This window comes from Pseudomonas sp. B21-021 (assembly GCF_024749205.1).
Classification (GTDB): Bacteria; Pseudomonadota; Gammaproteobacteria; order Pseudomonadales; family Pseudomonadaceae; genus Aquipseudomonas; species Aquipseudomonas paraglycinae.
In genome coordinates this window covers 4,226,894-4,248,952 of the sequence record NZ_CP087192.1, presented here as the reverse complement: position 1 = coordinate 4,248,952, position 22,059 = coordinate 4,226,894, and the positions used below count along the sequence as shown (strand labels likewise).

General features: G+C 61.0%; 23 protein-coding genes. 11 read left to right on the top strand and 12 right to left on the bottom strand.

All coding sequences use genetic code 11. From position 1 onward, the window contains the following. Positions 1-7 precede the first annotated feature (7 nt). Together LOY31_RS19045 and LOY31_RS19040 are read right to left on the bottom strand one after the other, a co-directional pair. Positions 8-829 carry an aldo/keto reductase gene (locus LOY31_RS19045; RefSeq protein ID WP_258712032.1) on the bottom strand — a complete coding sequence of 274 codons (822 nt, stop codon included), beginning with the start codon at positions 827-829 and terminating at the stop codon, positions 8-10. Positions 830-919: 90 nt separating this feature from the next. Then, positions 920-2,068, bottom strand: coding sequence for an aldose epimerase family protein (locus LOY31_RS19040; RefSeq protein ID WP_258712031.1), 1,149 nt, complete (start codon positions 2,066-2,068; stop codon positions 920-922). A gap of 246 nt (positions 2,069-2,314) precedes the next feature. Between LOY31_RS19040 and LOY31_RS19035 the strand changes: the two genes are divergently transcribed. The 4 genes from LOY31_RS19035 to LOY31_RS19020 all read left to right on the top strand — a co-directional run bounded on the left by LOY31_RS19035 (position 2,315) and on the right by LOY31_RS19020 (position 6,029). Beyond that, positions 2,315-3,064: a hypothetical protein gene (locus LOY31_RS19035; RefSeq protein WP_258712030.1), complete on the top strand. Its 750-nt coding sequence runs from the start codon at positions 2,315-2,317 to the stop codon at positions 3,062-3,064. Between the two features lie 81 nt (positions 3,065-3,145). Further along, positions 3,146-4,360, top strand: coding sequence for an MFS transporter (locus tag LOY31_RS19030; protein ID WP_258712029.1), 1,215 nt, complete (start codon positions 3,146-3,148; stop codon positions 4,358-4,360). A gap of 105 nt (positions 4,361-4,465) precedes the next feature. Beyond that, positions 4,466-5,251: a sulfite exporter TauE/SafE family protein gene (locus tag LOY31_RS19025; protein ID WP_011335062.1), complete on the top strand. Its 786-nt coding sequence runs from the start codon at positions 4,466-4,468 to the stop codon at positions 5,249-5,251. Positions 5,252-5,462: 211 nt separating this feature from the next. After that, complete coding sequence (locus LOY31_RS19020) at positions 5,463-6,029, top strand: DUF4174 domain-containing protein (RefSeq protein ID WP_258712028.1); 567 nt, start codon at positions 5,463-5,465, stop codon at positions 6,027-6,029. Between the two features lie 74 nt (positions 6,030-6,103). Here the strand turns inward: LOY31_RS19020 and ampC are convergent, their stop codons facing one another. After that, on the bottom strand, positions 6,104-7,270 hold the full coding sequence (gene ampC, locus LOY31_RS19015; RefSeq protein ID WP_258712027.1) for a class C beta-lactamase: 1,167 nt from the start codon (positions 7,268-7,270) through the stop codon (positions 6,104-6,106). A 160-nt stretch (positions 7,271-7,430) separates the two neighbouring features. Here ampC and LOY31_RS19010 point away from each other — a divergent pair, with 160 nt between their 5' ends. Then, entirely contained in the window at positions 7,431-8,306 is an 876-nt protein-coding gene (locus LOY31_RS19010) for a LysR family transcriptional regulator (RefSeq protein WP_221533188.1), read from the top strand. Here the strand turns inward: LOY31_RS19010 and gudD are convergent. Together gudD and LOY31_RS19000 are read right to left on the bottom strand one after the other, a co-directional pair. After that, the gene (gene gudD / locus LOY31_RS19005) at positions 8,303-9,646 is read right to left on the bottom strand and encodes a glucarate dehydratase (RefSeq protein WP_085608310.1); all 1,344 of its coding nucleotides are present in this window, start codon (positions 9,644-9,646) and stop codon (positions 8,303-8,305) included. The genes LOY31_RS19010 and gudD overlap by 4 nt on opposite strands. Before the next feature lie 14 nt (positions 9,647-9,660). Next, on the bottom strand, positions 9,661-11,007 hold the full coding sequence (locus tag LOY31_RS19000) for an MFS transporter (protein WP_007951586.1): 1,347 nt from the start codon (positions 11,005-11,007) through the stop codon (positions 9,661-9,663). A 363-nt stretch (positions 11,008-11,370) separates the two neighbouring features. On the opposite strand from LOY31_RS19000, the gene LOY31_RS18995 reads away from it, so the two are divergent. Further along, positions 11,371-12,087, top strand: a complete 717-nt coding sequence (locus LOY31_RS18995; RefSeq protein WP_221533189.1) for a FadR/GntR family transcriptional regulator — start codon at positions 11,371-11,373, stop codon at positions 12,085-12,087. Between the two features lie 12 nt (positions 12,088-12,099). Here the strand turns inward: LOY31_RS18995 and LOY31_RS18990 are convergent, their stop codons facing one another. Further along, the gene (locus LOY31_RS18990) at positions 12,100-12,993 is read right to left on the bottom strand and encodes a DMT family transporter (protein WP_085608312.1); all 894 of its coding nucleotides are present in this window, start codon (positions 12,991-12,993) and stop codon (positions 12,100-12,102) included. 101 nt (positions 12,994-13,094) lie between these two features. Between LOY31_RS18990 and LOY31_RS18985 the strand changes: the two genes are divergently transcribed. Next, entirely contained in the window at positions 13,095-13,958 is an 864-nt protein-coding gene (locus LOY31_RS18985) for a LysR family transcriptional regulator (protein WP_085608313.1), read from the top strand. Positions 13,959-13,964: 6 nt separating this feature from the next. On the opposite strand, the gene yegQ is transcribed toward LOY31_RS18985, so the two are convergent. Further along, positions 13,965-15,293, bottom strand: a complete 1,329-nt coding sequence (yegQ, locus tag LOY31_RS18980; RefSeq protein WP_258712026.1) for a tRNA 5-hydroxyuridine modification protein YegQ — start codon at positions 15,291-15,293, stop codon at positions 13,965-13,967. A gap of 156 nt (positions 15,294-15,449) precedes the next feature. Between yegQ and LOY31_RS18975 the strand changes: the two genes are divergently transcribed. Next, the gene (locus LOY31_RS18975) at positions 15,450-16,511 is read left to right on the top strand and encodes an AI-2E family transporter (protein WP_221533190.1); all 1,062 of its coding nucleotides are present in this window, start codon (positions 15,450-15,452) and stop codon (positions 16,509-16,511) included. Here the strand turns inward: LOY31_RS18975 and LOY31_RS18970 are convergent. The 3 genes from LOY31_RS18970 to LOY31_RS18960 all read right to left on the bottom strand — a co-directional run bounded on the left by LOY31_RS18970 (position 16,508) and on the right by LOY31_RS18960 (position 17,596). Further along, positions 16,508-16,690, bottom strand: a complete 183-nt coding sequence (locus LOY31_RS18970) for a hypothetical protein (RefSeq protein ID WP_064380832.1) — start codon at positions 16,688-16,690, stop codon at positions 16,508-16,510. The genes LOY31_RS18975 and LOY31_RS18970 overlap by 4 nt on opposite strands. 102 nt (positions 16,691-16,792) lie before the next feature. After that, complete coding sequence (locus tag LOY31_RS18965) at positions 16,793-16,987, bottom strand: hypothetical protein (RefSeq protein WP_007951579.1); 195 nt, start codon at positions 16,985-16,987, stop codon at positions 16,793-16,795. 258 nt (positions 16,988-17,245) lie between these two features. Further along, positions 17,246-17,596, bottom strand: a complete 351-nt coding sequence (locus LOY31_RS18960) for a hypothetical protein (protein WP_007951578.1) — start codon at positions 17,594-17,596, stop codon at positions 17,246-17,248. A 254-nt stretch (positions 17,597-17,850) separates the two neighbouring features. Between LOY31_RS18960 and LOY31_RS18955 the strand changes: the two genes are divergently transcribed. Both LOY31_RS18955 and LOY31_RS18950 read left to right on the top strand, forming a co-directional pair. Then, positions 17,851-18,669: a shikimate 5-dehydrogenase gene (locus tag LOY31_RS18955; RefSeq protein WP_221533191.1), complete on the top strand. Its 819-nt coding sequence runs from the start codon at positions 17,851-17,853 to the stop codon at positions 18,667-18,669. A gap of 97 nt (positions 18,670-18,766) precedes the next feature. Beyond that, on the top strand, positions 18,767-19,285 hold the full coding sequence (locus LOY31_RS18950; protein WP_085608317.1) for a cupin domain-containing protein: 519 nt from the start codon (positions 18,767-18,769) through the stop codon (positions 19,283-19,285). Positions 19,286-19,301: 16 nt separating this feature from the next. On the opposite strand, the gene LOY31_RS18945 is transcribed toward LOY31_RS18950, so the two are convergent. Then, positions 19,302-19,952 carry a YceH family protein gene (locus tag LOY31_RS18945; RefSeq protein ID WP_011335047.1) on the bottom strand — a complete coding sequence of 217 codons (651 nt, stop codon included), beginning with the start codon at positions 19,950-19,952 and terminating at the stop codon, positions 19,302-19,304. A 126-nt stretch (positions 19,953-20,078) separates the two neighbouring features. On the opposite strand from LOY31_RS18945, the gene LOY31_RS18940 reads away from it, so the two are divergent. Then, positions 20,079-20,588, top strand: coding sequence for a DUF1993 family protein (locus tag LOY31_RS18940; protein WP_007951572.1), 510 nt, complete (start codon positions 20,079-20,081; stop codon positions 20,586-20,588). 65 nt (positions 20,589-20,653) lie between these two features. Here LOY31_RS18940 and sstT read toward each other — a convergent pair whose 3' ends face one another. Further along, complete coding sequence (sstT, locus tag LOY31_RS18935) at positions 20,654-21,886, bottom strand: serine/threonine transporter SstT (RefSeq protein WP_085608318.1); 1,233 nt, start codon at positions 21,884-21,886, stop codon at positions 20,654-20,656. Positions 21,887-22,059: the final 173 nt, after the last annotated feature.

Sequence of the window (22,059 nt, the reverse complement as noted above, 5' to 3'; positions counted from 1 at the left end):
CGGTGGCTCAGACCATGGCCAGCCGCTGCTTGCGTTGTGGCGCGTGAAACGCCTGGTCCAGCGCCGCCAGATCCCCGGCATCGAGTTGCAGCTGCGCCGCTTGTGCATTGAGCTGCACGTGTTCCGGGCGCACGGCCTTGGGAATCGCAATCACCCCATCCTGACGCAGAATCCACGCCAGCGAAACCTGTGCCGGGGTCACGCCGTGACGAGCGGCAATCTGTTTCAGCACCGGCTCGGCAAGCATGGCGCCGCCCTGGCCGATGGGGCAGTACGCCATCAGCGGCATGCGCTGTTGCTGGCACCACGGCAGCAGGTCGAATTCGATGCCGCGCTCTTCCAGGTTGTACAGCACCTGGTTGGTTGCGCAGGCCGATGAAGACAGTTCTTCGAGATCATCGACGTCGAAGTTCGACACGCCCCAGCGGCCGATCTTGCCGTCCTCGCGCAGACGTTCGAAGGCCTCGACGGTTTCGTCCAACGGATACTGACCGCGCCAGTGCAGCAGATAGAGGTCGATGTAGTCGGTGTCGAGCCGGCGCAGGCTGCGCTCGCAGGCCTGGGGAATGCCTTTGCGGCTGGCGTTGTGCGGGTAGACCTTGCTCACCAGAAACACTTGATCGCGCAGGCCGGCAATGGCTTCGCCGACGACGGTTTCGGCACCGCCTTCACCGTACATTTCCGCAGTGTCGATCAGGGTCATCCCCAGTTCAATGCCACTGCGCAGGGCCGCCACTTCACGCTTGTGCGCCGAGCGGTCTTCGCCCATGCGCCAGGTGCCCTGACCAATCACCGGAACCTGCACGCCAGCCAATTCGAGGGTACGCATTCAAACCTCCTTTCTGAAACGGTCGATACCTTGGGTGGGCAGCAGGATAGCCCACGGGTTCCGTCCGGTTCCAGAAAGGAGGTCGGGTGCTTACCTGGCGGAGAACTTCAACACCACGCTCTGTGTGTAGGTCTGGCCGGGATCGAGCCGGGTGCTCGGAAAGTTCGGCTGGTTCGGCGAGTCCGGGTAGTGCTGGGTTTCCAGGGTGAACGCGCCCCAGTGCGGATAGACCTTGCCACCCTTGCCCTTGACCGTGCCGTCGAGGAAGTTGCTGGTGTAGAACTGCACGCCCGGTTCGTTGGTGAACAACTGCAAGTGGCGACCGGATTGCGGGTCGCTGACTTCGGCCGCGAGTTTGCTGGCGTCACCCTTGGTGTCCAGCGCCCAGTTGAAATCGAAGCCACCGTGTTTTTCTTCGGCGAATTTCAACTGCGGGTGATCAGCCTTGATGTGCTGGCCGATGGCGGTGGGTTTGGTGAAGTCCATCGGCGTGCCGGCCACGGGCGCCAGTTCGCCGGTCGGGATCAGCTTGGCGGTGACCGGGGTGTAATGGCTGGCGTGCAGGGTGGCGACCTGCTTGAGGATGTCGCCATTGCCGGCGCCGGCGAGGTTGAAGTAGCTGTGGTTGGTCAGGTTGAGCACCGTCGGTTTGTCGGTGCTGGCCTTGTAGTCGATGCGCAGCTCGTTGCTGTCGGTGAGGCGGTAGGTCACTTCGGTGGTGAGGTTGCCGGGAAAACCCATTTCACCATCCGCCGACAGGTAGGTCAGGGTCACGCCGACCGAATCCTGGTCTTTGGTTTCCTTTGCTTTCCAGACCTTTTTGTCGAAGCCCTGAGTGCCGCCGTGCAAGGCATTGGTCTTGTCGTTCTGCGGCACTTGGTAGCGTTTGCCGTCGAGTTCAAAGGCGCCGTCGGCCAGGCGATTGCCGAAGCGGCCGATGGTCGCGCCGAAGTACGCGGTGCCTTTCTGGTAACCCTGCACATCGTCGAAGCCGAGGACGATGTCGTCGAGCTTGCCGTGTTTGTCCGGCACCTGCAGCGCCTGCAAGGTCGCGCCGTAGGTGATGACTGTGGCTTGCATGCCGTGGCTGTTGCGCAGGATGTATTGCTCGACGGGCGTGCCGTCATTGGTTTTGCCGAAGGCTTTGTGTTCGCTGGTCAGGCCGGCGGCCTGGGCGCAGAGGGTGGCGATCATCAGGGACAGTCCGAGGCCGCAGAGTGAGTGTCGGGATTGAAGCATGGTTGACCTTCCTTTTTGTTGTTGTTTTAAAAATCTCTCAATAATCATGCTAATTGATGGTTGCGTGAAGATTTATAGCGGATGAAACGATTAATGCAAAAATAAAGTCGGACTTAATGCCTTGAGTAGTTAGCGCCGAAGGTCGGGAATCCACGCCGGCACTGCACTTTTGCGAAATCCCCGGCTCTATCCATGGCCAGGGTGCGGTGACTTCCGCCGCACAGGAACGTGTCCGTCAAAGAATTCATGCCGAGAGTTTTGCACCCCATCGCTGCATTCATTCATCGCCCGTGCCTGCTGCTGGCCTTTTTGTCGACGCTGTTGCTCAGCGGTTGCAGCCATCAGGACGGCAACAATTTCATCACTCAGATGCGCGAGGGCAGGCCTCAGGAATTTCTCCAGACCAGCGTCGACCGCATGGCCACGCTGGCGATGCGTGACAACCTCGACAGCCTCTATCTGCTGATGGGCAAGCTGTATTTGCGCAACCCTGAAGAGCTGCGAAAATCCGGCTTCCTCGACGTCAAGACCGCGGTCAAACAAGTGCGGCTGGCCATCGAACAGCAACAACCGCTGCCGACCCTCGGCGGCAAAAAAGACCTCGCAGCGCTGAGCTATGCCATGAGCCCGGAGTTCCTCGGGGATCGGGTCGGCGCATTCATCTATGCGATCGGCAGCATGCTGGTCACCGCCCACGGCAACCGCACCGAGTTCTACATGACCGATGCGATCAACCCGACCTTCGTCAACAACGCCGCGCGCAACATCGAGAAAGCCACGTGGATCCTCGCCCAACGGCAGAACAAGGAAGGCCAGCCGCTGCTGTTTTCCAACGAAATTTCCGAGGAGGGCAGCAACCTGAGCTTTGCCACGGAGTTCGGCAAAGTCGTGGCGCGTCTGGATTTGCTGACCCAGATGCTCGACGAGCGCTACCGGCGTATCGGCTTGAATTACGCCCAGAGCCTGCTGTTTTTGAATTTTTTGCCAGTGCAGTGAGCCAAGTCGGGTAGAGTGGCCGACGACTGTGTTTGTATACAATCTGTCGTCCGATTTGACTCAAAGGGAGCTGCACCCGTCATGACCGACCCCGCAAGCGCCGAATACTCGAGCCTGGAACGTGCCACCCGCACGGACAAACTGCCTTACGCCGCGTTGCTGGCGTTTGCCATGACCGGCTTCATCGCCATCCTCACTGAAACCCTGCCGGCCGGTTTGTTGCCGCAGATCGGCGCCGGCTTGAACGTCAGTGAAGTGCTGGTCGGGCAACTGGTGACGCTGTATGCGCTGGGCTCGATTGTCGCGGCGATTCCGCTGACGGTCGCCACCCGTGGCTGGGGGCGCAAGCGGGTGCTGCTGATGACGGTCGGCGGGTTTCTGCTGTTCAACACCATCACCACGTTCTCCAGTCATTACGGTTTGACCCTGGTCTCGCGGTTTCTGGCCGGGATGGCGGCAGGGCTGTCGTGGGGGATCATGGCCGGTTACGCGCGCGGAATCGTTCCGGTGCATCAACAGGGCCGGGCGCTGGCGATTGCCATGCTCGGCACGCCGGTGGCGCTGTCGCTGGGCACGCCGGCCGGCACCTGGCTGGGCAATGTGATCGGCTGGCGCGCCTCGTTCGGGATCATGTCGGCACTGGCGCTGGTACTGGCGACGTGGATCGTCATTGCCGTGCCGGATCGTCCGGGTCAGGCCCGCGCCGAGCGTTTGCCATTGATGCAGTCGCTGCGTTTGCCCGGCGTGCGCCCGGTGCTGTTCGTAGTGCTGACCTGGATGCTCGGCCACAACATTCTCTACACCTACATCGCGCCGTTCCTGACGCAGGCCGGTCTTGGCGAGCGGGTCGATCTGGTGCTGCTGGTCTTCGGTCTGTGCTCGCTGCTGGGGATCTGGATCATCGGCCTGTTGGTGGATCGCTGGCTGCGCGGGCTGGCCTTGATCAGCCTTGCGGTGTTTGCCGTGACCGCACTGGTGCTGGCACTGGTCGCGCCGTCGCCCTGGCTGATTTACGCATGCATGGCGGTGTGGGGCCTGTCGTTCGGTGGCTCGGCGACGCTGTTGCTGACGGCTGCAGCGGACTCCGCCGGGGAGCATGTGGATGTGGTGCAAGCGATGCTCACCACCTCGTGGAACGTGGCGATTGCCGGCGGCGGATTGTTCGGCGGTTTGCTGCTGGATCGCGCAGGGGCGATGTCGTTTCCGTGGGCGTTGCTGATCCTGTCGCTGATCGCGCTGACGACGGTCTGGCTGAACAGCACTCACAGTTTCAAACCGGGCCGGCGGCAGCACTGACGCTCAAGAAATGGCATAACGATAGATCCGATCGATATAGGGCGTTATAAGAAAACTGGTTATGCTGCGGGCCGGATTTTTCCTGTGGTTTGTCTGGACGTCTTAATGGAATTGGCAAATTTCGGCCTGGTGATTGCCGGGCTGGTCGTGGGGTTTATCGTCGGCATGACCGGTGTCGGCGGCGGTTCGTTGATGACGCCGATCCTGCTGTGGTTCGGCATCAATCCGGCCACGGCGGTGGGCACGGATCTGCTGTACGCGGCCATCACCAAATCCAGCGGCGTGCTGGTCCACAGGAAGAACAAGAACATCGACTGGGCCATTACCGGCTGGCTGACCCTGGGCAGTGTCCCGGCGGTGGCGATGACCTTGTGGTTCCTCAGCACCCTGCACACCGCGCCGGACGCGATGAACGCCATCATCAAGCAAGCGCTGGGCTTCGTGCTGTTCGCCACGGCGCTGGCGATTCTGTTCAAGAAACGCCTGCTGGAATTCGCCCACAAACGCGCCGGCGGCAACTACAACCCGAGCGGCGCGCGCCTGAATGTCATGACCGTGATCACCGGTCTGATCCTCGGCACCATGGTCGCCCTGACCTCCATCGGCGCCGGCGCCCTCGGCACCGTCGCGCTGTTCATCCTCTATCCGCTGCTGCCGACCCGTCGTCTGGTCGGCACCGAAATCGCCCACGCCGTACCGCTGACTTTGGTTGCCGGCCTTGGCCACGCGAGCATGGGCAACATGGACTGGGGCGTGCTGGGCTTTCTGCTGGTCGGCTCGCTGCCGGGCATCTGGCTCGGCAGCCACCTGACCGGCCGCGTCTCCGATGAACTGCTGCGCCCGTGCCTGGCGACGATGCTGGTGTTGATCGGTTACAAGCTGGCGTTTTGATCGGCGAGCATCCATGGCCCTGAAGGCTCAAGCGTCTGGCTGACGCGGTCATAAAAGGTAAACAAATGGGCGACAGGATCGCGCCCGTCCGGTTGCGCAAAATCGGTGCTGACCTAAGCTTTGGGCAAGGCGAAACACTTTTGCCGGGCCCCCCCGGAACAATCGCCGCGATGCGCAATCATTAGAGCGTGGATATCAAAAGGAGATGCGCATGCTCATCAGGTCACTGACCCTGACACTCTTGCTGGCGATTGCCGGCCCCCTGTTCGCCGCCGACGGCGATTCCCCTCTGGACGTCGACAAGGGCATCAACCGCCCGGTGATCGTGATCGCTTCCAGTACGGTCGATTCTTATTGGGTCAGCCTGAAAAAAGCGCTGGACGACCCGGCCAACAAACAAGGCATCGCCGACCGCAAGATCAAGGTCTACACCATCCTGAGCATGAGCGGTCAGGTCGATGGCAAAAGCCTCGAGCAGCAGCAAACCATGGCGCTGCTGCGTTCGCTGAAGCTGGGCGCCGGGGCGTATCCGAAAGTCTTTCTGGTGGGCAAGGATGGAGAGACCAAACTGTCGGCTTCGGGGGATGAAGCGGCGGCGGTCGATTTGAAGAAAATTTTCGACACCATTGATGCGCTGCCTGCTGCCGAGAAAGAAACTACTTCCACCGTGGTCACGGCCCCGGCTGCTGCAGAACCGGCACCGGCCAAGGGTGCGAAAGGGACTAAATCGACGAAACCGACCAAACCGGCCAAGCCGCCGGAAATGCCGGATGATTGATGTTCTGATTCAGGGGTGATCAGAAAAGAAAAAACGGGCGACCTGAGAAGGTCGCCCGTTTTTTTATGGCGTGATTACCGGGTCAACTCACCCAGAATCCTGTGCGCAATCTTCACCCGCTCTCCATTCGGGTAATTGCGGTTCGCCAGAATCACGATCCCGACTTTCTTCGATGGCACGAACGCGACATACGCGCCGTAGCCAGCGGTGGAGCCGGTCTTGTTCAGCAGCACGTTCGCCGGTTCCGGCTGTGGCGGATTCAGCCATTTGACCTTGTGCGGTTCCATGGCCATCGGCGTCGAGTTGCCGTCCAGCAGGCGGTCGAGGCTGATCGGGTAGGTGTAGCGTTCCCAGCCCAGGCCTTGGGCCATGTCGCCGACGGTGTAGTAACCGGTGTGGGTGAGGGCGATGGCTTTTTGCAGCGGTGCTTCGAGTCTGGCGGTGTCGAGGTTTGCCTGGACGTATTGCAGCAGGTCGGCGGCGCTGGTTTTCACGCCGTAGGCTTCGGAATCGAGGGCGCCGGGGCTGACGCGAACGGGTTTGTTGTTCTTGTCGTAGCCCTGGGCGTAGAGCTTTTCTTCAGACGCGGGCACCGACAGGAAGGTGTGCTTGAGTCCTAGTTTCGGCAGCAGGGTTTCGGTCATGACCTGATTGAACGGCTGACTGAGGCTTTTTGCTGCCAGGTAGCCGAACAGGCCGATGCTCGGGTTGGAATACAGGCGATGGCTGCCGGCCGGAAAGGTCGGTTTCCACTGTTGGTAATAGCCGAGCATCTTGTCGGAAGAATCCGCAGCATCGGGGAATTGCAGCGGAAGGCCGCCGGCGCTGTAGGTGCCCAGTTGCAGCAGGCTGATGTGGTCGAAGGCGCTGCCTTTCAATTCTGGCCAGTGCTGGCTGGCCTTGTCGGAGAACTCCAGTTTGCCGCTGGCCTGGGCGTAGGCGGCGAGGGTTGCGGTGTAGGTTTTGCTCACCGAGCCGATTTCGAACAGGGTGTTTTCACTCACCGCTTGCCCGGTACTTTTGTCGGCGACACCGTAGTTAAAGTAATGTGCCTTGCCATCGACGGTCACGGCCACGGCCAGACCGGCGATATCCTGTTGCTGGATGACCGGGGTCACAGTGGCCTTGACCAGCGCCTGCAACTGATCGTCGGTTTGCGGGGCGGCCAGGCAGGTGGCGGCGCTGAAGAAAAGTCCGAAAGCGCTGTAGGGCTTGATTTTGTTCAGGTTGATCGAAGACATGCGTGAACCACTCTCCATGAGTGTTGATGGTGTTATCCCGCTACACTGCGAGCGTTTTCCGTCGGGCCGGCTGATCGGCGCCGCCAAATCTAGGCAGTCCGGGGTCTTTCGACAAACGATGAAATCTCGGACGAGCCATTAGAAAAATTTGGGACTTGGCATGATTCGACCTCAATTGCCCTTGAATGCATTACGCGCCTTCGAAGCTTCTGCGCGCCATCTGAGCTTCACCCGTGCGGCCGTGGAGTTGTGCGTGACCCAAGCGGCCGTCAGCCATCAGGTCAAAAGCCTGGAGGCGCAACTCGGCGTGATCCTGTTCAAACGCCTGCCCCGTGGCCTGATGCTGACCGGCGAGGGCGAAACCCTGCTGCCGGTGCTGACCACGTCGTTCGATCATATCGCGCAGATGCTCGAGCGTCTGGCGGGCGGGCAGTATCGGGAAATGCTCACGGTTGGCGCGGTGGGCACTTTCGCCGTTGGCTGGTTGTTGCCGAGGCTGGTGGACTTTCAGGCGAAACATCCGCTCATAGACTTGCGGCTGTCGACCAACAACAATCGGGTGGACGTCGCCGCCGAAGGGCTGGATTACGCGATCCGGTTTGGCGCCGGGGCGTGGCACGGTATCGAGGCGACCCGTTTGCTGGAGGCGCCGTTGTCGGTGCTCTGCGTGCCGGAAATCGCCCGCCAGTTGCACACGCCGGGGGATCTTTTGCAGCAGCGTTTGTTGCGTTCCTATCGCACCGACGAGTGGCCGGAATGGTTTCATGCGGCGGGTCTGGCGACCCATGCCGCGCCGCCCCAGAGCATCGTGTTCGACTCGTCGCTGGCGATGATGGAGGCGGCGTTGCAGGGTGGCGGGGTGGCACTGGCGCCGCCGTTGATGTTTGCCCGGCAACTGGCGGCGGACCTGATCCGCCAACCCTTTGCCATCGAAATCACCACCGGCAGCTATTGGCTTACGCGCTTGCAGTCACGGCCTGAGACGGCGGCGATGGCGGCGTTCAGACACTGGTTGCTGGAGGCTGCGCAGGCTTAGCGCACCAGGCACGGCTTCTTGTTATCGAACGTCCAGCCCGGAATCAGAAACTGCATCGCCACGCTGTCATCCCGTGCGCCGAGCCCCATGCCTTTATAGAGTTCGTGGGCCTTGGCCACCTGATCCATGTCCAGCTCCACACCCAGCCCCGGTTTCTTCGGCACCTGCACGCAGCCGTCGACGATCTGCAGTGGTGCCTTGGTCAGGCGCTGGCCGTCCTGCCAGATCCAGTGGGTGTCGATCGCGGTGATGTCGCCCGGCGCGGCGGCCGCGACGTGGGTGAACATCGCCAGGGAAATGTCGAAGTGGTTGTTGGAGTGCGAGCCCCAGGTCAGGCCCCATTCATGGCACATCTGCGCCACGCGCACCGAACCCTGCATGGTCCAGAAATGCGGATCGGCCAGCGGGATGTCCACCGATTGCAACTGAATCGCATGGCCCATCTCGCGCCAGTCGGTGGCGATCATGTTGGTGGCGGTTTTCAGCCCGGTGGCGCGACGGAATTCGGCCATCACTTCACGGCCCGAATAGCCGTTTTCCGCACCGCACGGGTCCTCGGCGTAGGCCAGCACATGATGCTGGTCGCGGCACAGACGGATCGCTTCTTTCAGTGACCACGCGCCGTTCGGATCGAGGGTAATGCGCGCGTCAGGGAAGCGCTCGGCCAGTGCGGTCACCGCTTCGATTTCGGCGTCGCCGCTGAGCACACCGCCCTTGAGCTTGAAGTCCTTGAAGCCGTAACGCGCATGGGCAGCCTCGGCCAGACGCACCACGGCGTCGGCGGTCATGGCTTTTTCGTGACGCACGCGGAACCAGTCATTGTCGGCATCCGGTTCGCTGCGGTAGGCGAGGTCGGTTTCCCGGCGATCGCCCACGTAGAACAGATAACCGAGCATCTTCACTTCATCGCGCTGCTGGCCTTCGCCGAGCAATGCCGCCACCGGCACGTCGAGGTGCTGGCCGAGCAGGTCGAGCAGGGCGGCTTCCAGCCCGGTGACCGCGTGAATGGTGATGCGCAGGTCGAAGGTTTGCAGGCCACGGCCGCCGGCATCGCGGTCGGCGAAAGTCTGGCGGACCTGGTTGAGGATCTTCTGATACGTGCCGATCGGGCTGCCGACCACCAGGCTGCGAGCGTCTTCCAGCGTCTGGCGGATGCGTTCGCCGCCGGGCACTTCACCGACGCCGGTGTGGCCGGCGTTGTCCTTGAGGATGACGATGTTGCGGGTGAAAAACGGCCCGTGGGCTCCGCTCAGGTTGAGCAGCATGCCGTCGTGGCCGGCCACCGGGATGACTTGCATCTCGGTGATGATCGGGGCTTTGGCGATGTCGTGTGCGGTCATTTGGGATTGTCCTTTCAAGCGTGTTTCGGCGCGGCATCGGCCACGGCGACGTCAGGTGCGGATTTGGGTGTCATGCGGGCGGCGAACACGATGATCGCGGCGATGATCGAGGTCGCGGCCAGACCATAGAGGCCGCCCTGGATCGAACCGGTGTGTTGTTCCAGCAAGCCGAAAGTGGTCGGGGCGACGAAGCCGCCGAGGTTGCCCACCGAGTTGATCAGCGCGATGACGGCAGCGGCGATCCGTGCATCGAGGTAGGCCTGCGGAATCGGCCAGAACAGTGACGAAGCGGATTTGAAACCCAGCGCAGCAAAGCAGATCGCGACAAAGGCAAAAATCGGCCCGCCGGTGGTGGACATGAACATCCCCGCAGCGGCGATCAGCAATGCAGTGGCGACCCACGCCTGCTGGTGTTTCCACTTCGCCGAGAACGAGGCGAATGCGTACATGCCGATGATCGACAGCAGCCACGGAATCGAGTTGAACAGGCCGACCTGGAAGTCGCTCATCTCGCCCATCTTCTTGATGATGCTCGGCAGCCAGAACGTCGCCGCGTAGATGGTCAATTGAATGAAGAAGTAGATCAGGCAGAACAGGATGATCTGGCGATCCTTGAGCAGTTTGCCCAGCGACGGCCGGATCGGGGTCGCGGCTTCGCGGGCCTTCTGCTCATCGTCGATGGCTTTGACCAGCGCATCCTGCTCGGCGCGGGTCAGCCATTTCGCATCGTGGGGTTTGGCGTCGAGCCAGAACCAGACGAATACGCACAGGCAGACCGAGAACATCCCCTCAATGAAATACATCCACTGCCAGCCGTGCAGGCCCAAGCCTTCGATCTGCAACAGCAGGCCGGACAACGGGCCGGAAATCAGCGAGGCCACGGCCGAACCGCTCAAGAAAATCGCAATCGCCTTGCCGCGCTCGGCCCCTGGCAACCAGCGGGTGAAGTAGTAGATCACCCCGGGAAAGAATCCGGCCTCGGCCACGCCGAGCAGAAATCGCAGGATGTAGAAGTGGGTTTCGTTCTGGATGAACGCCATGCCGGCGGCGACCAGGCCCCAGGTGAACATGATGCGGGTCAGCCAGATTCGCGCGCCGACTTTTTGCAGCAACATGTTGGAGGGGACTTCGAATAGCGCGTAACCGATGAAGAACAGCCCGGCACCGAAACCGTAGGCCGCGGCACCGATGCCGAGGTCGTGTTCCATGTGGGTGCGGACGAAGCCGATGTTCACCCGGTCAATGTAATTGACGATGAACATGATGACGAACAGCGGCAGGACGTGGCGTTTGACTTTGGCAATGGCGGAGGACAGCACGGAATCGGCGCCCTCGTTCATCCCGGCAATGGATGATTTCACTTGGTTTTCTCCCACTCGTTATTTTTATGCGGGGTGTGTCTGGTGTGCGTTGTTGATAGACATCATACAACTAGATTTTTTTGTCCTACAAGCGGGAGTGCTCAATCAAATTTGTCTACGGGAGACGGTTTTTATGCTTTTTAAGTTTTTAAGTGCCGTATTTGTTGGCTTTGGTAAGGGTTTTATCAGATATGGCAGAGCATTCCATGCCAGTGATCGTGGGGCGGTTGCTCGACGCAAAGGAGAGTTTTCTAACTAAAATCCAGTGTTGTCATACAAGTTGAGGCCTGAAATTGATAGGAGCTCATACAAGTGATCACCTCCAGTGCTACGATCGGTTTGCCCCGATCACTGGAACCGACCATGCAAGAAGACCTCGACGCTCCCGCCCGTAAACGCGCGCACAACCTGGCCCATGACCTGGTGGAAAAACTCACCCAGAGCATCCTGCTCGGCCAGATGTTGCCCGGTGACAAGTTGCCGTCGGAAAACTCGATCGTTCAGGAGCACGGTGTCAGTCGCACCGTGGTGCGCGAGGCGATTTCCAAATTGCAGGCGTCGGGGCTGGTGGAGACGCGGCACGGCATCGGCACGTTCGTGATCGAGCGCGCGCCGGAGCAGGGGCTGCGACTGAATGTCGACACCGCGCTGGGCGTGCGCAGCATTCTCGAATTGCGCATGGGCCTGGAGACGCAAGCGGTGGCACTGGCGGCGCAGCGCCGTACCGAACAGCAACTGGTGCAGATGCGTCAGGCGCTGGACGACTACCAGCGTCTATTGGCCAACAACGACAGTTGCGTCGAGGCCGACCGGCGCTTCCATCTGTTGATTGCCGAAGCCACCGGCAATGTCTGCTTCACCGAAATCATGCAGCACCTGGGCAGCGCAATGATCCCGCGCACCCGGGTCAACGCCGCCGAGCGCGGCGCGGTGGATTTGAGCAAGCTCGGGCAACTGGCGAATCTGGAGCATGAGGCGATCCTCAACGCGATCAAGCGTCAGGACCCGGACGCCGCGCGTGCGGCGATGTGGCTACACCTGACCAACAGTCGCGACCGGTTTTCGGCGGGCGGCGCATAACGGTGTCGCAACTCAAGTCTCAATGGCCCGCACCGCCGCGGGCCGCTCCAGATTCAACGCCAGCACGCTGATCAACACCACTGCCGAACCCACCAGTACCAGCAACGTCGGTCGCTCACCCAATCCCACCGAAGCAATGCCCATTGCGGTCAGCGGAATCAGGTACAGCGTCATCGTCGCCCGGCTCAGGTCCACATGCTTCAGCACGAATGCCCAGGCCATATAGGCGAGGGCGCTGGGAAACACGCCCAGACCCAGCACCGCCCATTGCACCCGCAGCGGCGCACGGGCCGCGCTGTCGACCAGCCCCGGCAAGTAGATCAACAGCAGCAGCGTGCCGGACCACACGGTGTAGCAAACCAGCGTCAGCCCGTCGTAGCGTCCGGCGTGGTGTTTTTGCAGAGCGAAGTAAACGCTCCATGACACGGCGGCCAGCAGGATCAGCAAGCCGTGCGCGTCGAGGCTGCCGAGGCCGCGATCGCCGCTGACCACGATCACCACGCCGACGAATCCCAGCAACACACAACCCCAGCGCCAGGCGCTGATCCGATCCTTGAACAGAAACCGCGCCAGCAACGTGCTGAACAGCGGCGTCGATTGCGCCAGCACACTCGACGCGCCGGCGCTGACGCTTTGCTGACCGATGTTCAGCACCACGTGATGCAGGCTGACGGCAAAAAAGCCCAAGGCAAACAACAGCGGCAAATCCTGCAGGCGCGGCAGATGAATGCCCTTGAAACCTGCAATCACCGCCATGAACAGCGACGCCAGCAGAAACCGCAGCAAGGCCAGATGACCGGGGTCGTAGGCTTGCAGACCGATGTGGATGCCGGTCGGCGAATAGGCCCAGCAACCGACCACGAATGCCATGGCCAACAGGATTTTCAAAGGCGAAGTGGAAGGCATGAGCGAGGCACCGTGTGATTGATGCGCCGAGTATCCGGGCGGCCAATCATTCGCCACAACTGACTTATACTGCGCCAACCATTCACTGTGAGTGATGAATTATGGAGCTGGCGCAGATCCGCATGTTCAAGACCGTGGCCGAGGTCGGCAGCATCGCCAAAGCGGCTGAAAAGCTGTTTTGCGTGCCGTCGAATATCACGGCGCGGATCAAATCCCTGGAAGCGGAGCTGGGGGTGGCGCTGTTTCTGCGCGAAGGGCGCGGGCTGCGGATCAGTCCGGCGGGGCAGACCTTTCTGGCTTACGCGGAGAAGATTCTGGCACTGACGGCTGAAGCCAAGCGCGCGGTCGATCCCGCTGCCGAGCCGTCCGGGCCGCTGCGCATCGGTGCCATAGAATCTTCGGCAACCGGGCGCCTGCCGCGCCTGCTGGCGAAGTTTCACAAGCGCTATCCAAACGTGGCCCTCGAATTGACCACCGGCACCTGGGGCCAATTGCTGGACGATACGGTGAGCCATCGGCTCGACGGCGCCATCGTCGCGGTGGACGTCGAGCGTTCCCAGCTCAAGCGCACGCCGATGTATCGCGAAGAATTGCTGCTGATCGCATCGACCTCGTTCGGGCCGGTGCGCGACCTCGACGATTTGCAGGACAAAACCGTGTTCATGTGGCCGCAAGGCTGTCCCTATCGCGCCGCGCTGGAGCACTGGTTGTTGCGCCAGGGCCTGGCACTGCCGATTGTCAGTCTGGCCAGTTACGGGGCGATTGTCGGTTGCGTGAGTGCCGGCGCCGGCGTGGCGCTGGTGCCCAAAGGCGTGTTCGAGCAATACGCGAAAGGCGCGGGGTGTGCGGGTTACGAATTTCCGGAACTGACGGCCATCGACAACTTGTTCTACTGGCATGAAAACGCCGGGGTGCACCCGGCGCGTGAGGCGTTTGTGGCGATGCTGCGCGAGGAGTTTGTCTGAGCCGGATCAGGCTCCGCTCACGTCGCGCATCAGCAAGCCGAAGCGCAAATCCACCGCATCCGGAATCGGCAGATAAACCGTGTGCCCGTCCCCCGGCGCCACGTCGATGGCTTCGCCCTTGAGGTTCTGCAGTTCATGCAGATCAAAATGGAAATTGCCCTTGGGCGTCATCAGTTCCAGATGATCGCCCAGCGCAAAGCGGTTCTTCACCTTGACCTCGGCCAGACGATCCCGGCGCTCGCCGGTCAGTTCGCCCACAAACTGCTGACGCTCCGACACCGAGCTGCCGTTCTGGTAGTTCTGGTATTCGTCATGCACATGACGACGGAGGAAGCCTTCGGTGTAGCCGCGCTGGGCGAGGGATTCCAGATCGGTCATCAGGCTGCGGTCGAATTCGCGGCCGACCACCGCATCGTCGATGGCCCGGCGGTAGACCTGGGTGGTGCGTGCGCAATAGAAGTGCGATTTGGTCCGGCCTTCGATCTTCAGTGAGTGCACGCCCATGCGGGTCAGGCGCTCAACGTGCTGCACCGCGCGCAGGTCCTTGGCATTCATGATGTAGGTGCCGTGTTCGTCTTCGAATGCCGGCATCAGCTCGCCGGGACGGTTGGCTTCCTGCAACAGAAACACCTGATCGGTGGGGGCGCCGAGGCCGAGGGTCGGTTGCGGTTCGAAGGTCTGCACGATTTCGCCGAGCTGATTTTCAGTCGCTTCCTGTGCCGAATATTTCCAGCGGCAGGTATTGGTGCAGGTGCCCTGATTGGCGTCGCGCTTGTTCATGTAACCCGAGAGCAGGCAGCGGCCGGAATAGGCCATGCACAGCGCGCCGTGGACGAACACTTCAAGCTCCATGCCCGGCACTTGCTCGCGGATTTCGCCGATTTCTTCCAGCGACAATTCACGGGACAGGATGATTCGGCTCAGTCCCTGTTGCTGCCAGAACTCGACGCTCGCCCAGTTCACCGTGTTGGCCTGCACCGACAGGTGGATCGGCATCTGCGGGAAGTGTCGGCGTACCAGCATGATCAGGCCGGGGTCGGACATGATCAGCGCGTCCGGTGCCATTTCGATCACTGGCGCCAGATCCTTGAGGAAGGTCTTCAATTTGGCGTTATGCGGCGCGATGTTGACCACCACGTAGAAGCGCTTGCCCTGGGCCTGGGCTTCACGAATGCCGAGCGCCAGGTTGGCGTGATCGAACTCGTTGTTGCGCACCCGCAGGCTGTAGCGCGGCTGGCCGGCATACACCGCATCGGCCCCGTAGGCGAAGGCATAACGCATGTTTTTCAGGGTGCCGGCGGGCGCGAGCAGTTCGGGGGTGAAGGAGGTCGTCATGGCGGCGTCGGTCGCAAAAGCGCGGCAGGGTAGAGCAGTTGCGCCGAGGGTTTATTGATCTGGATCTATGCTCCATGAAGAAACAGGGCACTCGCGCTGACGCTGGCTGACTAAACGGGACGGGCGCGGGTGGCGCCTGACTGACCTGGACCGGACATGAACCAAAAGAGTCTGCAATTCAAATCCCTCACCGTGCTGCTGTTTCTGGTGACGGTCGCCTTTATCTGGATCCTGCTGCCGTTCTACGGCGCGGTGTTCTGGGCGGTGATTCTCGGCATCCTGTTTGCGCCGATGCAACGTCAGTTGCAACTGAAATTCGGCTGGCAACGCAACCTGACATCACTGTGTACGTTGAGTGTCTGCCTGGTGATCGCGATCCTGCCGGTGATCGTCATCAGTGTGCTGCTGGTGCAGGAGGGGGCGACGCTTTACGACAATATCGAAAGCGGCAAGCTCGATATCGGCGCGTATCTGGCGCAGTTCAAACACAGCCTGCCGCCGTACTTTCAGCACTTGCTCGACCGCTTCGGCATGGGCGAACTCAATGCCTTGCGCGAGAAGATTGTCAAAGCCTCGATGCAGGGCAGTCAGGTGCTGGCGAGTCAGGCCTTCAGCTTCGGCCAGGGCACGTTCGATTTCGTGGTGAGTTTTTTCATCATGCTGTACCTGCTGTTTTTCTTTTTGCGCGATGGCGCCGAACTGGCGCGCAAGGTACGCACGGCGATACCGCTGGAGGAACATCACAAACGTCGTTTGCAACTGAAATTCAATCGGGTGGTGCGCGCGACGGTAAAGGGCAATCTCGTAGTCGCGATCACTCAAGGAGCTTTGGGCGGGGCGATATTCTGGTTTCTCGACATTCCCAGTGCGTTGCTCTGGGCGGTGCTGATGGCATTTCTGTCGCTGTTGCCGGCGGTGGGTGCGGGGATCGTCTGGGTGCCGGTCGCGGCTTATTTCCTGCTCAGCGGGATGATCTGGCAGGGCGTGGTGCTGGGGTTGTTCGGGGTGTTCGTGATCGGTCTGGTGGATAACCTGCTGCGCCCGATCCTGGTCGGCAAGGACACCCGGATGCCGGACTACATGATCCTGATTTCGACCCTCGGCGGGTTGGCGGTGTTCGGGCTCAACGGTTTCGTGATCGGGCCGCTGATCGCGGCGCTGTTCATGTCGAGCTGGGCGCTGTTCATCGAAAGCAAACCGAAAGTGCAGCTGCCTTAAGCCTTGAACGGACCGTTGAGCAGTTGTTGCGACAGTGCCTGGGCGGCGGGCAAGGACGTGAGCGGGCCGCTGACCGGCTCGCCGTCGCGCACCAGATACCAGCAGGCGAGCAGCCCCAGCTCTCTGAGGGATGCGGGAACGGCGCTACCGATAACGGACATGATTTGAACCTGAGCCATGAGAAGTACCTCCATCAATCTATGGAGCTACCTTAGGGAGTTGGCCGTTTCAGGGACAATCAACGCTTTCGATAGTGGTCATTGACGCCAGTGAGGGCTGGCTCAATCCACCACTTGATCGAGCATGTGCACGATCTCGTGTTCATTGAGAAAACCCTTGCGCACCAGGTTTTCCGCCAGCAGCGAGAGAAACTTCGCCGTGCGGTGGCCTTCCAGGTGCTTGAGTTCGGTCAGGGCGTTGTAGACCTTGCTCGAGGTGCATAAACCGACGATGCGGTGCGGATTCTGTGTAGGCATTCAAGTCGTCCTTGTTGTTATCAACCTGTTGTATGCGGACGGATTCAGAGTGCGGTTCCGTCATGACAAATAGATGACCGTTCGTGTTTTGCCCCCGACGGTCGAGTCCATCATGCCGACTTTAACGGTTCAAACTGTCCCCACAGCGACCTTGGCGAGATTTTTTCAGACCTTGGCCGACGGACGGTTGGCTTTTCCGCGGGCAATAATCTGCGCGCAATAAAAAGCCCCGCTCTCAAGCGGGGCTTCGTGTGCCGGTTACCAGCGCGGGCCACCGTAGTAGTGTGGCCGGCCGTAATAACCGCGCGGCGGGCCGTAATAGACCGGGGCCGGTTGGACGTAGACCGGTTGCTGCACATAAACCGGGGCCGGCTGGTAGTAGACCGGTGGCGGCGGTTGCTGCACGTAGACCGGTGCCGGTTGAGCGTAAACAGGCTGTTGGACGTACACCGGCCGATCCTGGTTGATGAGCGCCGAGCCGATGATGGCCGAGCCGACGATCGCACCAAATACCGCCGGGCCCTGCCAGCCACCGCCGTGGGCTTCTGCCTGACCCGTGATCGCGAATGCACCAATCAACAAGGCCACGATGGGGAGTTTACGAATCATGATAATTCCTCGGTTCTTCGACCCGGCGTCCGAACCTGCAACAGGCCCGGAATGGCGCGGGGATACTTCTAAGACAGCAACATTTTGAAAAACAGCACGGACGCTAGGTAAATTTTGTGTAAGGTCTGTACCGGTTTGTTTACCGGATTTCAGGCATCGGCTGTGATGCCCGGAACAGACCGCCTTATGATCGTTCAGAACCCGATGGCCTGGCTAATCCCGTCCATCCGAAAGTGCATTCGAAGGAGCCTCCCATGCAGATGAACCCCAACAAAGACACCCAATTGTGCATGTCCCTGTCTGGGCGTCCCGGGAATTTCGGTCTGCGTTTTCATAACCATTTGTATGAACAACTGGGCCTGAATTTCTACTACAAGGCGTTCAGCAGCCAGGATCTGTCCGGTGCCGTCGGCGGGATCCGCGCGCTGGGAATTCGCGGTTGCGGCGTATCGATGCCATTCAAGGAAGCGAGTATTGCGCTGGTCGATGAACTGGATGCCTCGGCGGCGGCGATCCAGTCGATCAACACCATCGTCAACACCAACGGCCATCTCAAGGCCTACAACACCGATTACATCGCCATTGCTCAGTTGCTGGAAACCCACGCGGTGCCGAAGGACACGACTTTCGCCCTGCGCGGCAGCGGCGGCATGGCCAAGGCTGTGGCCAGTGCCTTGCGCGATGGCGGTTACAAAAATGGTTTGATCGTGGCCCGCAACGAGCGCGCCGGGCGTGCGCTGGCGGATTCACTCGGGTATCGCTGGCAGGCGGAACTGGGTGACGAGCGCCCGCAGATGGTGATCAACGTGACTCCGGTCGGGATGGATGGCGGTCCGGAAGCGGGTCAGCTTTCTTTTGACGTGGATGTGATCAAGTCTGCCGACACTGTGTTCGATGTGGTGGCGATCCCCTCGGAAACCCCGCTGATCGTGCGTGGTCGTGCGGAAGGTAAAAAAGTGATCACCGGGCTGGAAGTGATTGCGATCCAGGCACTTGAGCAGTTTGTGCTGTACACCGGCGTGCGGCCGACGGTCGAGCAGTTCGATGCAGCGGTGGCGTTTGCCCGTAGCTGATGGAGCCTGAGCAACGGCATATCCGCCCGGATTTGTCGTTGCCTATACTGCCGGATCAGCAAGCACAGACTTGCCCATCACAAAAGCCGAGGTTTGCATGCATCCGCCCATTCTCAACCTGAATGACGTCGAACTCGAACCGCTTCCCGAATCATTGGCCCCCGAGGGCGAAACCGCCGGGCGTTATCAGCAACGGTTCGCCCGGGTCGGCCAGCAACTGGGCGCGCAGAAACTCGGTTATCGCCTGTATGCGTTGCCGCCGGGCATGCGCGGCAGTCCGTTTCACAGTCATCGGGTCAATGAGGAAATGTTCTACGTGGTGGCCGGGGAAGGGGAAGTGCGCCTCGGTGCCGAACGTTTCCCGATCCGCGCTGGTGATGTGATCGCCTGTCCGCCGGGCGGCCCGGAAGCCGCGCATCAGATCATCAACACCAGTGCTGCGGAACTTCGCTATCTGGCCGTCAGCACCCAGCAGCAACCGGAAATCTGCGAGTACCCGGACTCGAACAAATACGCGGTGATGGACAACTTCAACGTCGATGCCGACGGCAATGCCTCGGGATTCGTCGCGGTGGCGCGGCAGGCAGACGGCGTGGATTACTGGGACGGCGAATAACGCCGCCCCGGTGCGTTTATTCTTCGAGGCGGGCCAGACGCTCTTCCAGCGCTGCAATCCGCGCTTCCAGCTCTTCGATGCGCTCCACTGACACGCCGCTGGCAGCGCCGCGATCACTCGGGTTCTGTCGTGCCGCGATAATCGCCTCGATGTCCGCCGGATCGCCCAGCGCGTGGGTGTAGCGATCTTCGCGCTGACCGGCCTGACGCGGAATCAACACCGCCAGCTCCCGGGCGATCAGGCGTTCCAGCTGATGCACCACTTGTTCGGCGTCTTCGAATTCATGCATGCGACCGCTGCGGGTCAGCAGTTCGTTGACGGTCTGCGGGCCGCGCAGGAACATCAACCCGGTCAGGATCAATTGCGCCGGCACCAGCTCCAGCGCCTTGTCGACCTTGTGCTCCCAGCGGTCGGCGCGACTGCCCATCACCAGTTTGGCGAAACCGCGGCTTTCGAGGGCGCGCAGGCTCTGGCCGACCTGGCCCTGAGTCAGGTTCATCACTGGCTCCCGGCTGGTTTTCTGGTTGCAGGCCAGCACCAGTGCGTTGAGGGTCAACGGGTAGGTTTCCGGGCTGGTGGCCTGTTTCTCGATCAACGAGCCCAGAATGCGGATTTCCGTGGCGTTGAGCCGTGGTTCGTCGGAGCGGGTTTCAAATTCTGTGGTCATCGCGCGTTCCCTCTGCAGTCGAAGGCGCCTAGCCTAATCCTTGCTGGATAAAAGACAAGCCGCGCCGCCATGCGAGCATGGCTATAATCGCCCCCACGATTCACCCAGCCACCACGTGAGACTGCCATGACCATTTCCCTTTACGCCGCATCCGTCCCGGTTTTCCAACAAATGCTCAACGCCGTGAGCGATGTGCTGAAAAAGGCTGAAGCCCACGCCACCGAGAAAAACATCGACCCGAACGCCTTCCTGCAAGCGCGTCTGTACCCGGACATGTTCCCGCTGGTGCGTCAGGTGCAGATTGCCGTGGACTTCGCCAAAGGCGTTTCCTCGCGTCTGGCCGAAATCGAAATCCCGAAATATGACGACACCGAAACCACCTTCGCCGAGTTGCAGGCGCTGATCGCCAAGGTTCTGGCTTTCATCGGCGAGATCAAGCCAGAGCAGATCAATGGCAAGGAAGGCATCGAGATCGTGACTCGTCCGGGCACGCCGAAAGAGAAGCGCTTCAGTGGCCAGGCTTACCTGCTGAGCTACGGCCTGCCGCAGTTCTTCTTCCACGTCACCACCACCTACGCACTGCTGCGTCACAACGGTGTGGAAGTGGGCAAGCGCGATTACATGGGCGCGTTCTAAAACGTTCTGCAACAAAAAGCCCGCCAAGGTTTGCGCCTTGGCGGGCTTTTTTATTGCGTGGTTTTTTACGCCGGACGCTGGGCTTTCTGTTCTTCGCCCAGGCATGCGGCGGCGGTGAACAGCACGTCGGTGGAGGAGTTCAGCGCCGTCTCGGCCGAATCCTGCAATACACCGATGATGAAACCGACCGCCACCACTTGCATGGCGATCTCGCTCGGGATGCCGAACAGGCTGCACGCCAGCGGGATCAGCAGCAGCGAGCCACCGGCCACACCCGAAGCACCGCAAGCGCAGATCGCGGCGACGACGCTGAGCAGGATCGCGGTCGGGATGTCCACGGCGATGCCCAGGGTGTGTACGGCTGCGAGGGTCAGCACGGTGATGGTGATCGACGCGCCGGCCATGTTGATGGTGGCGCCGAGCGGAATCGATACCGAGTAGGTGTCTTCATGCAGGCCCAGGCGCTTGCTCAATTCCAGGTTGACCGGAATGTTCGCCGCCGAGCTGCGGGTGAAGAACGCGGTGATGCCGCTTTCACGCAGGCACTGAAGCGTCAGCGGGTACGGGTTGCGACGCAGCTTCCAGAACACGATCAGCGGGTTCATCACCAGCGCGACGAACAGCATGCAGCCCAGCAAAACCGCCAGCAGGTGCGCGTAACCGACCAGCGCGCCGAAACCGGAGGTGGCCAGGGTCGAGGCCACCAGACCGAAAATCCCCAGCGGCGCGAAGCGGATCACCACACGCACGATCAGGGTCACGCCGTTGGACAGGTCGCTGACCACTTCGCGGGTGGTGTCGCCGGCGTGGCGGATGGCCACGCCCATGCCGATGGCCCAGGCCAGAATGCCGATGAAGTTGGCGTTCATCAGTGCGCTCACCGGGTTGTCGACCACGCTCAGCAACAGGCTTTGCAGCACTTCACTGATGCCGCCCGGCGCGCTTACCGCGATGTTGTCGGTGGACAGCACCAGATGCGACGGGAACATCATGCTGGCGATCACCGCGACCACGGCAGCGGCGAAGGTGCCCAGCAGATACAGGAACAGAATCGGCCGGATGTGGGTTTCCTGGCCGTGCTTGTGGTTGGCGATCGACGCCATGACCAGCACGAACACCAGGATCGGCGCCACGGCTTTCAGCGCCGAGACGAACACCTTGCCGATGAAGGCCGTGCCTTTGGCCGCTTCCGGCGCGAACAGCGCGAGGGCGATGCCGGCAATCAGGCCGATCAGGATCTGGGTGACCAGGCTGAGGCTTTTAAGGCGTTGCAATAGAGAAGGGGATGAAGCGGTCATAACGGCATCTCTGGTTTTTTTATAGGGTGCAAGGTTGCGTGATCCGGGCGATGAATCGGGGGCAGGCCACAGACACGAACCGAAAGGACTGACGCGACAGCCACGCCGTTAAACGGTTGGCTGAACAGGGTGTACGTTTTGCAGGGCGCGGACTTTATCACAGCGTCGTCCGG

Coding starts and splice junctions, on each gene's coding strand:
- LOY31_RS18975 (WP_221533190.1), top strand. CDS start 15,450: ATGAACCAAAAGAGTCTGCAATTCAAATCCCTCACCGTGCTGCTGTTT.
- LOY31_RS18995 (WP_221533189.1), top strand. CDS start 11,371: ATGCAAGAAGACCTCGACGCTCCCGCCCGTAAACGCGCGCACAACCTG.
- LOY31_RS19045 (WP_258712032.1), bottom strand. CDS start 829: ATGCGTACCCTCGAATTGGCTGGCGTGCAGGTTCCGGTGATTGGTCAG.
- LOY31_RS19020 (WP_258712028.1), top strand. CDS start 5,463: ATGCTCATCAGGTCACTGACCCTGACACTCTTGCTGGCGATTGCCGGC.
- LOY31_RS19030 (WP_258712029.1), top strand. CDS start 3,146: ATGACCGACCCCGCAAGCGCCGAATACTCGAGCCTGGAACGTGCCACC.
- ampC (WP_258712027.1), bottom strand. CDS start 7,270: ATGTCTTCGATCAACCTGAACAAAATCAAGCCCTACAGCGCTTTCGGA.
- LOY31_RS18970 (WP_064380832.1), bottom strand. CDS start 16,690: ATGGCTCAGGTTCAAATCATGTCCGTTATCGGTAGCGCCGTTCCCGCA.
- LOY31_RS18985 (WP_085608313.1), top strand. CDS start 13,095: ATGGAGCTGGCGCAGATCCGCATGTTCAAGACCGTGGCCGAGGTCGGC.
- gudD (WP_085608310.1), bottom strand. CDS start 9,646: ATGACCGCACACGACATCGCCAAAGCCCCGATCATCACCGAGATGCAA.
- LOY31_RS19010 (WP_221533188.1), top strand. CDS start 7,431: ATGATTCGACCTCAATTGCCCTTGAATGCATTACGCGCCTTCGAAGCT.
- LOY31_RS18955 (WP_221533191.1), top strand. CDS start 17,851: ATGCAGATGAACCCCAACAAAGACACCCAATTGTGCATGTCCCTGTCT.
- sstT (WP_085608318.1), bottom strand. CDS start 21,886: ATGACCGCTTCATCCCCTTCTCTATTGCAACGCCTTAAAAGCCTCAGC.
- yegQ (WP_258712026.1), bottom strand. CDS start 15,293: ATGACGACCTCCTTCACCCCCGAACTGCTCGCGCCCGCCGGCACCCTG.
- LOY31_RS19025 (WP_011335062.1), top strand. CDS start 4,466: ATGGAATTGGCAAATTTCGGCCTGGTGATTGCCGGGCTGGTCGTGGGG.
- LOY31_RS18950 (WP_085608317.1), top strand. CDS start 18,767: ATGCATCCGCCCATTCTCAACCTGAATGACGTCGAACTCGAACCGCTT.
- LOY31_RS19040 (WP_258712031.1), bottom strand. CDS start 2,068: ATGCTTCAATCCCGACACTCACTCTGCGGCCTCGGACTGTCCCTGATG.
- LOY31_RS19035 (WP_258712030.1), top strand. CDS start 2,315: ATGCCGAGAGTTTTGCACCCCATCGCTGCATTCATTCATCGCCCGTGC.
- LOY31_RS18965 (WP_007951579.1), bottom strand. CDS start 16,987: ATGCCTACACAGAATCCGCACCGCATCGTCGGTTTATGCACCTCGAGC.
- LOY31_RS18990 (WP_085608312.1), bottom strand. CDS start 12,993: ATGCCTTCCACTTCGCCTTTGAAAATCCTGTTGGCCATGGCATTCGTG.
- LOY31_RS18960 (WP_007951578.1), bottom strand. CDS start 17,596: ATGATTCGTAAACTCCCCATCGTGGCCTTGTTGATTGGTGCATTCGCG.
- LOY31_RS18940 (WP_007951572.1), top strand. CDS start 20,079: ATGACCATTTCCCTTTACGCCGCATCCGTCCCGGTTTTCCAACAAATG.
- LOY31_RS18945 (WP_011335047.1), bottom strand. CDS start 19,952: ATGACCACAGAATTTGAAACCCGCTCCGACGAACCACGGCTCAACGCC.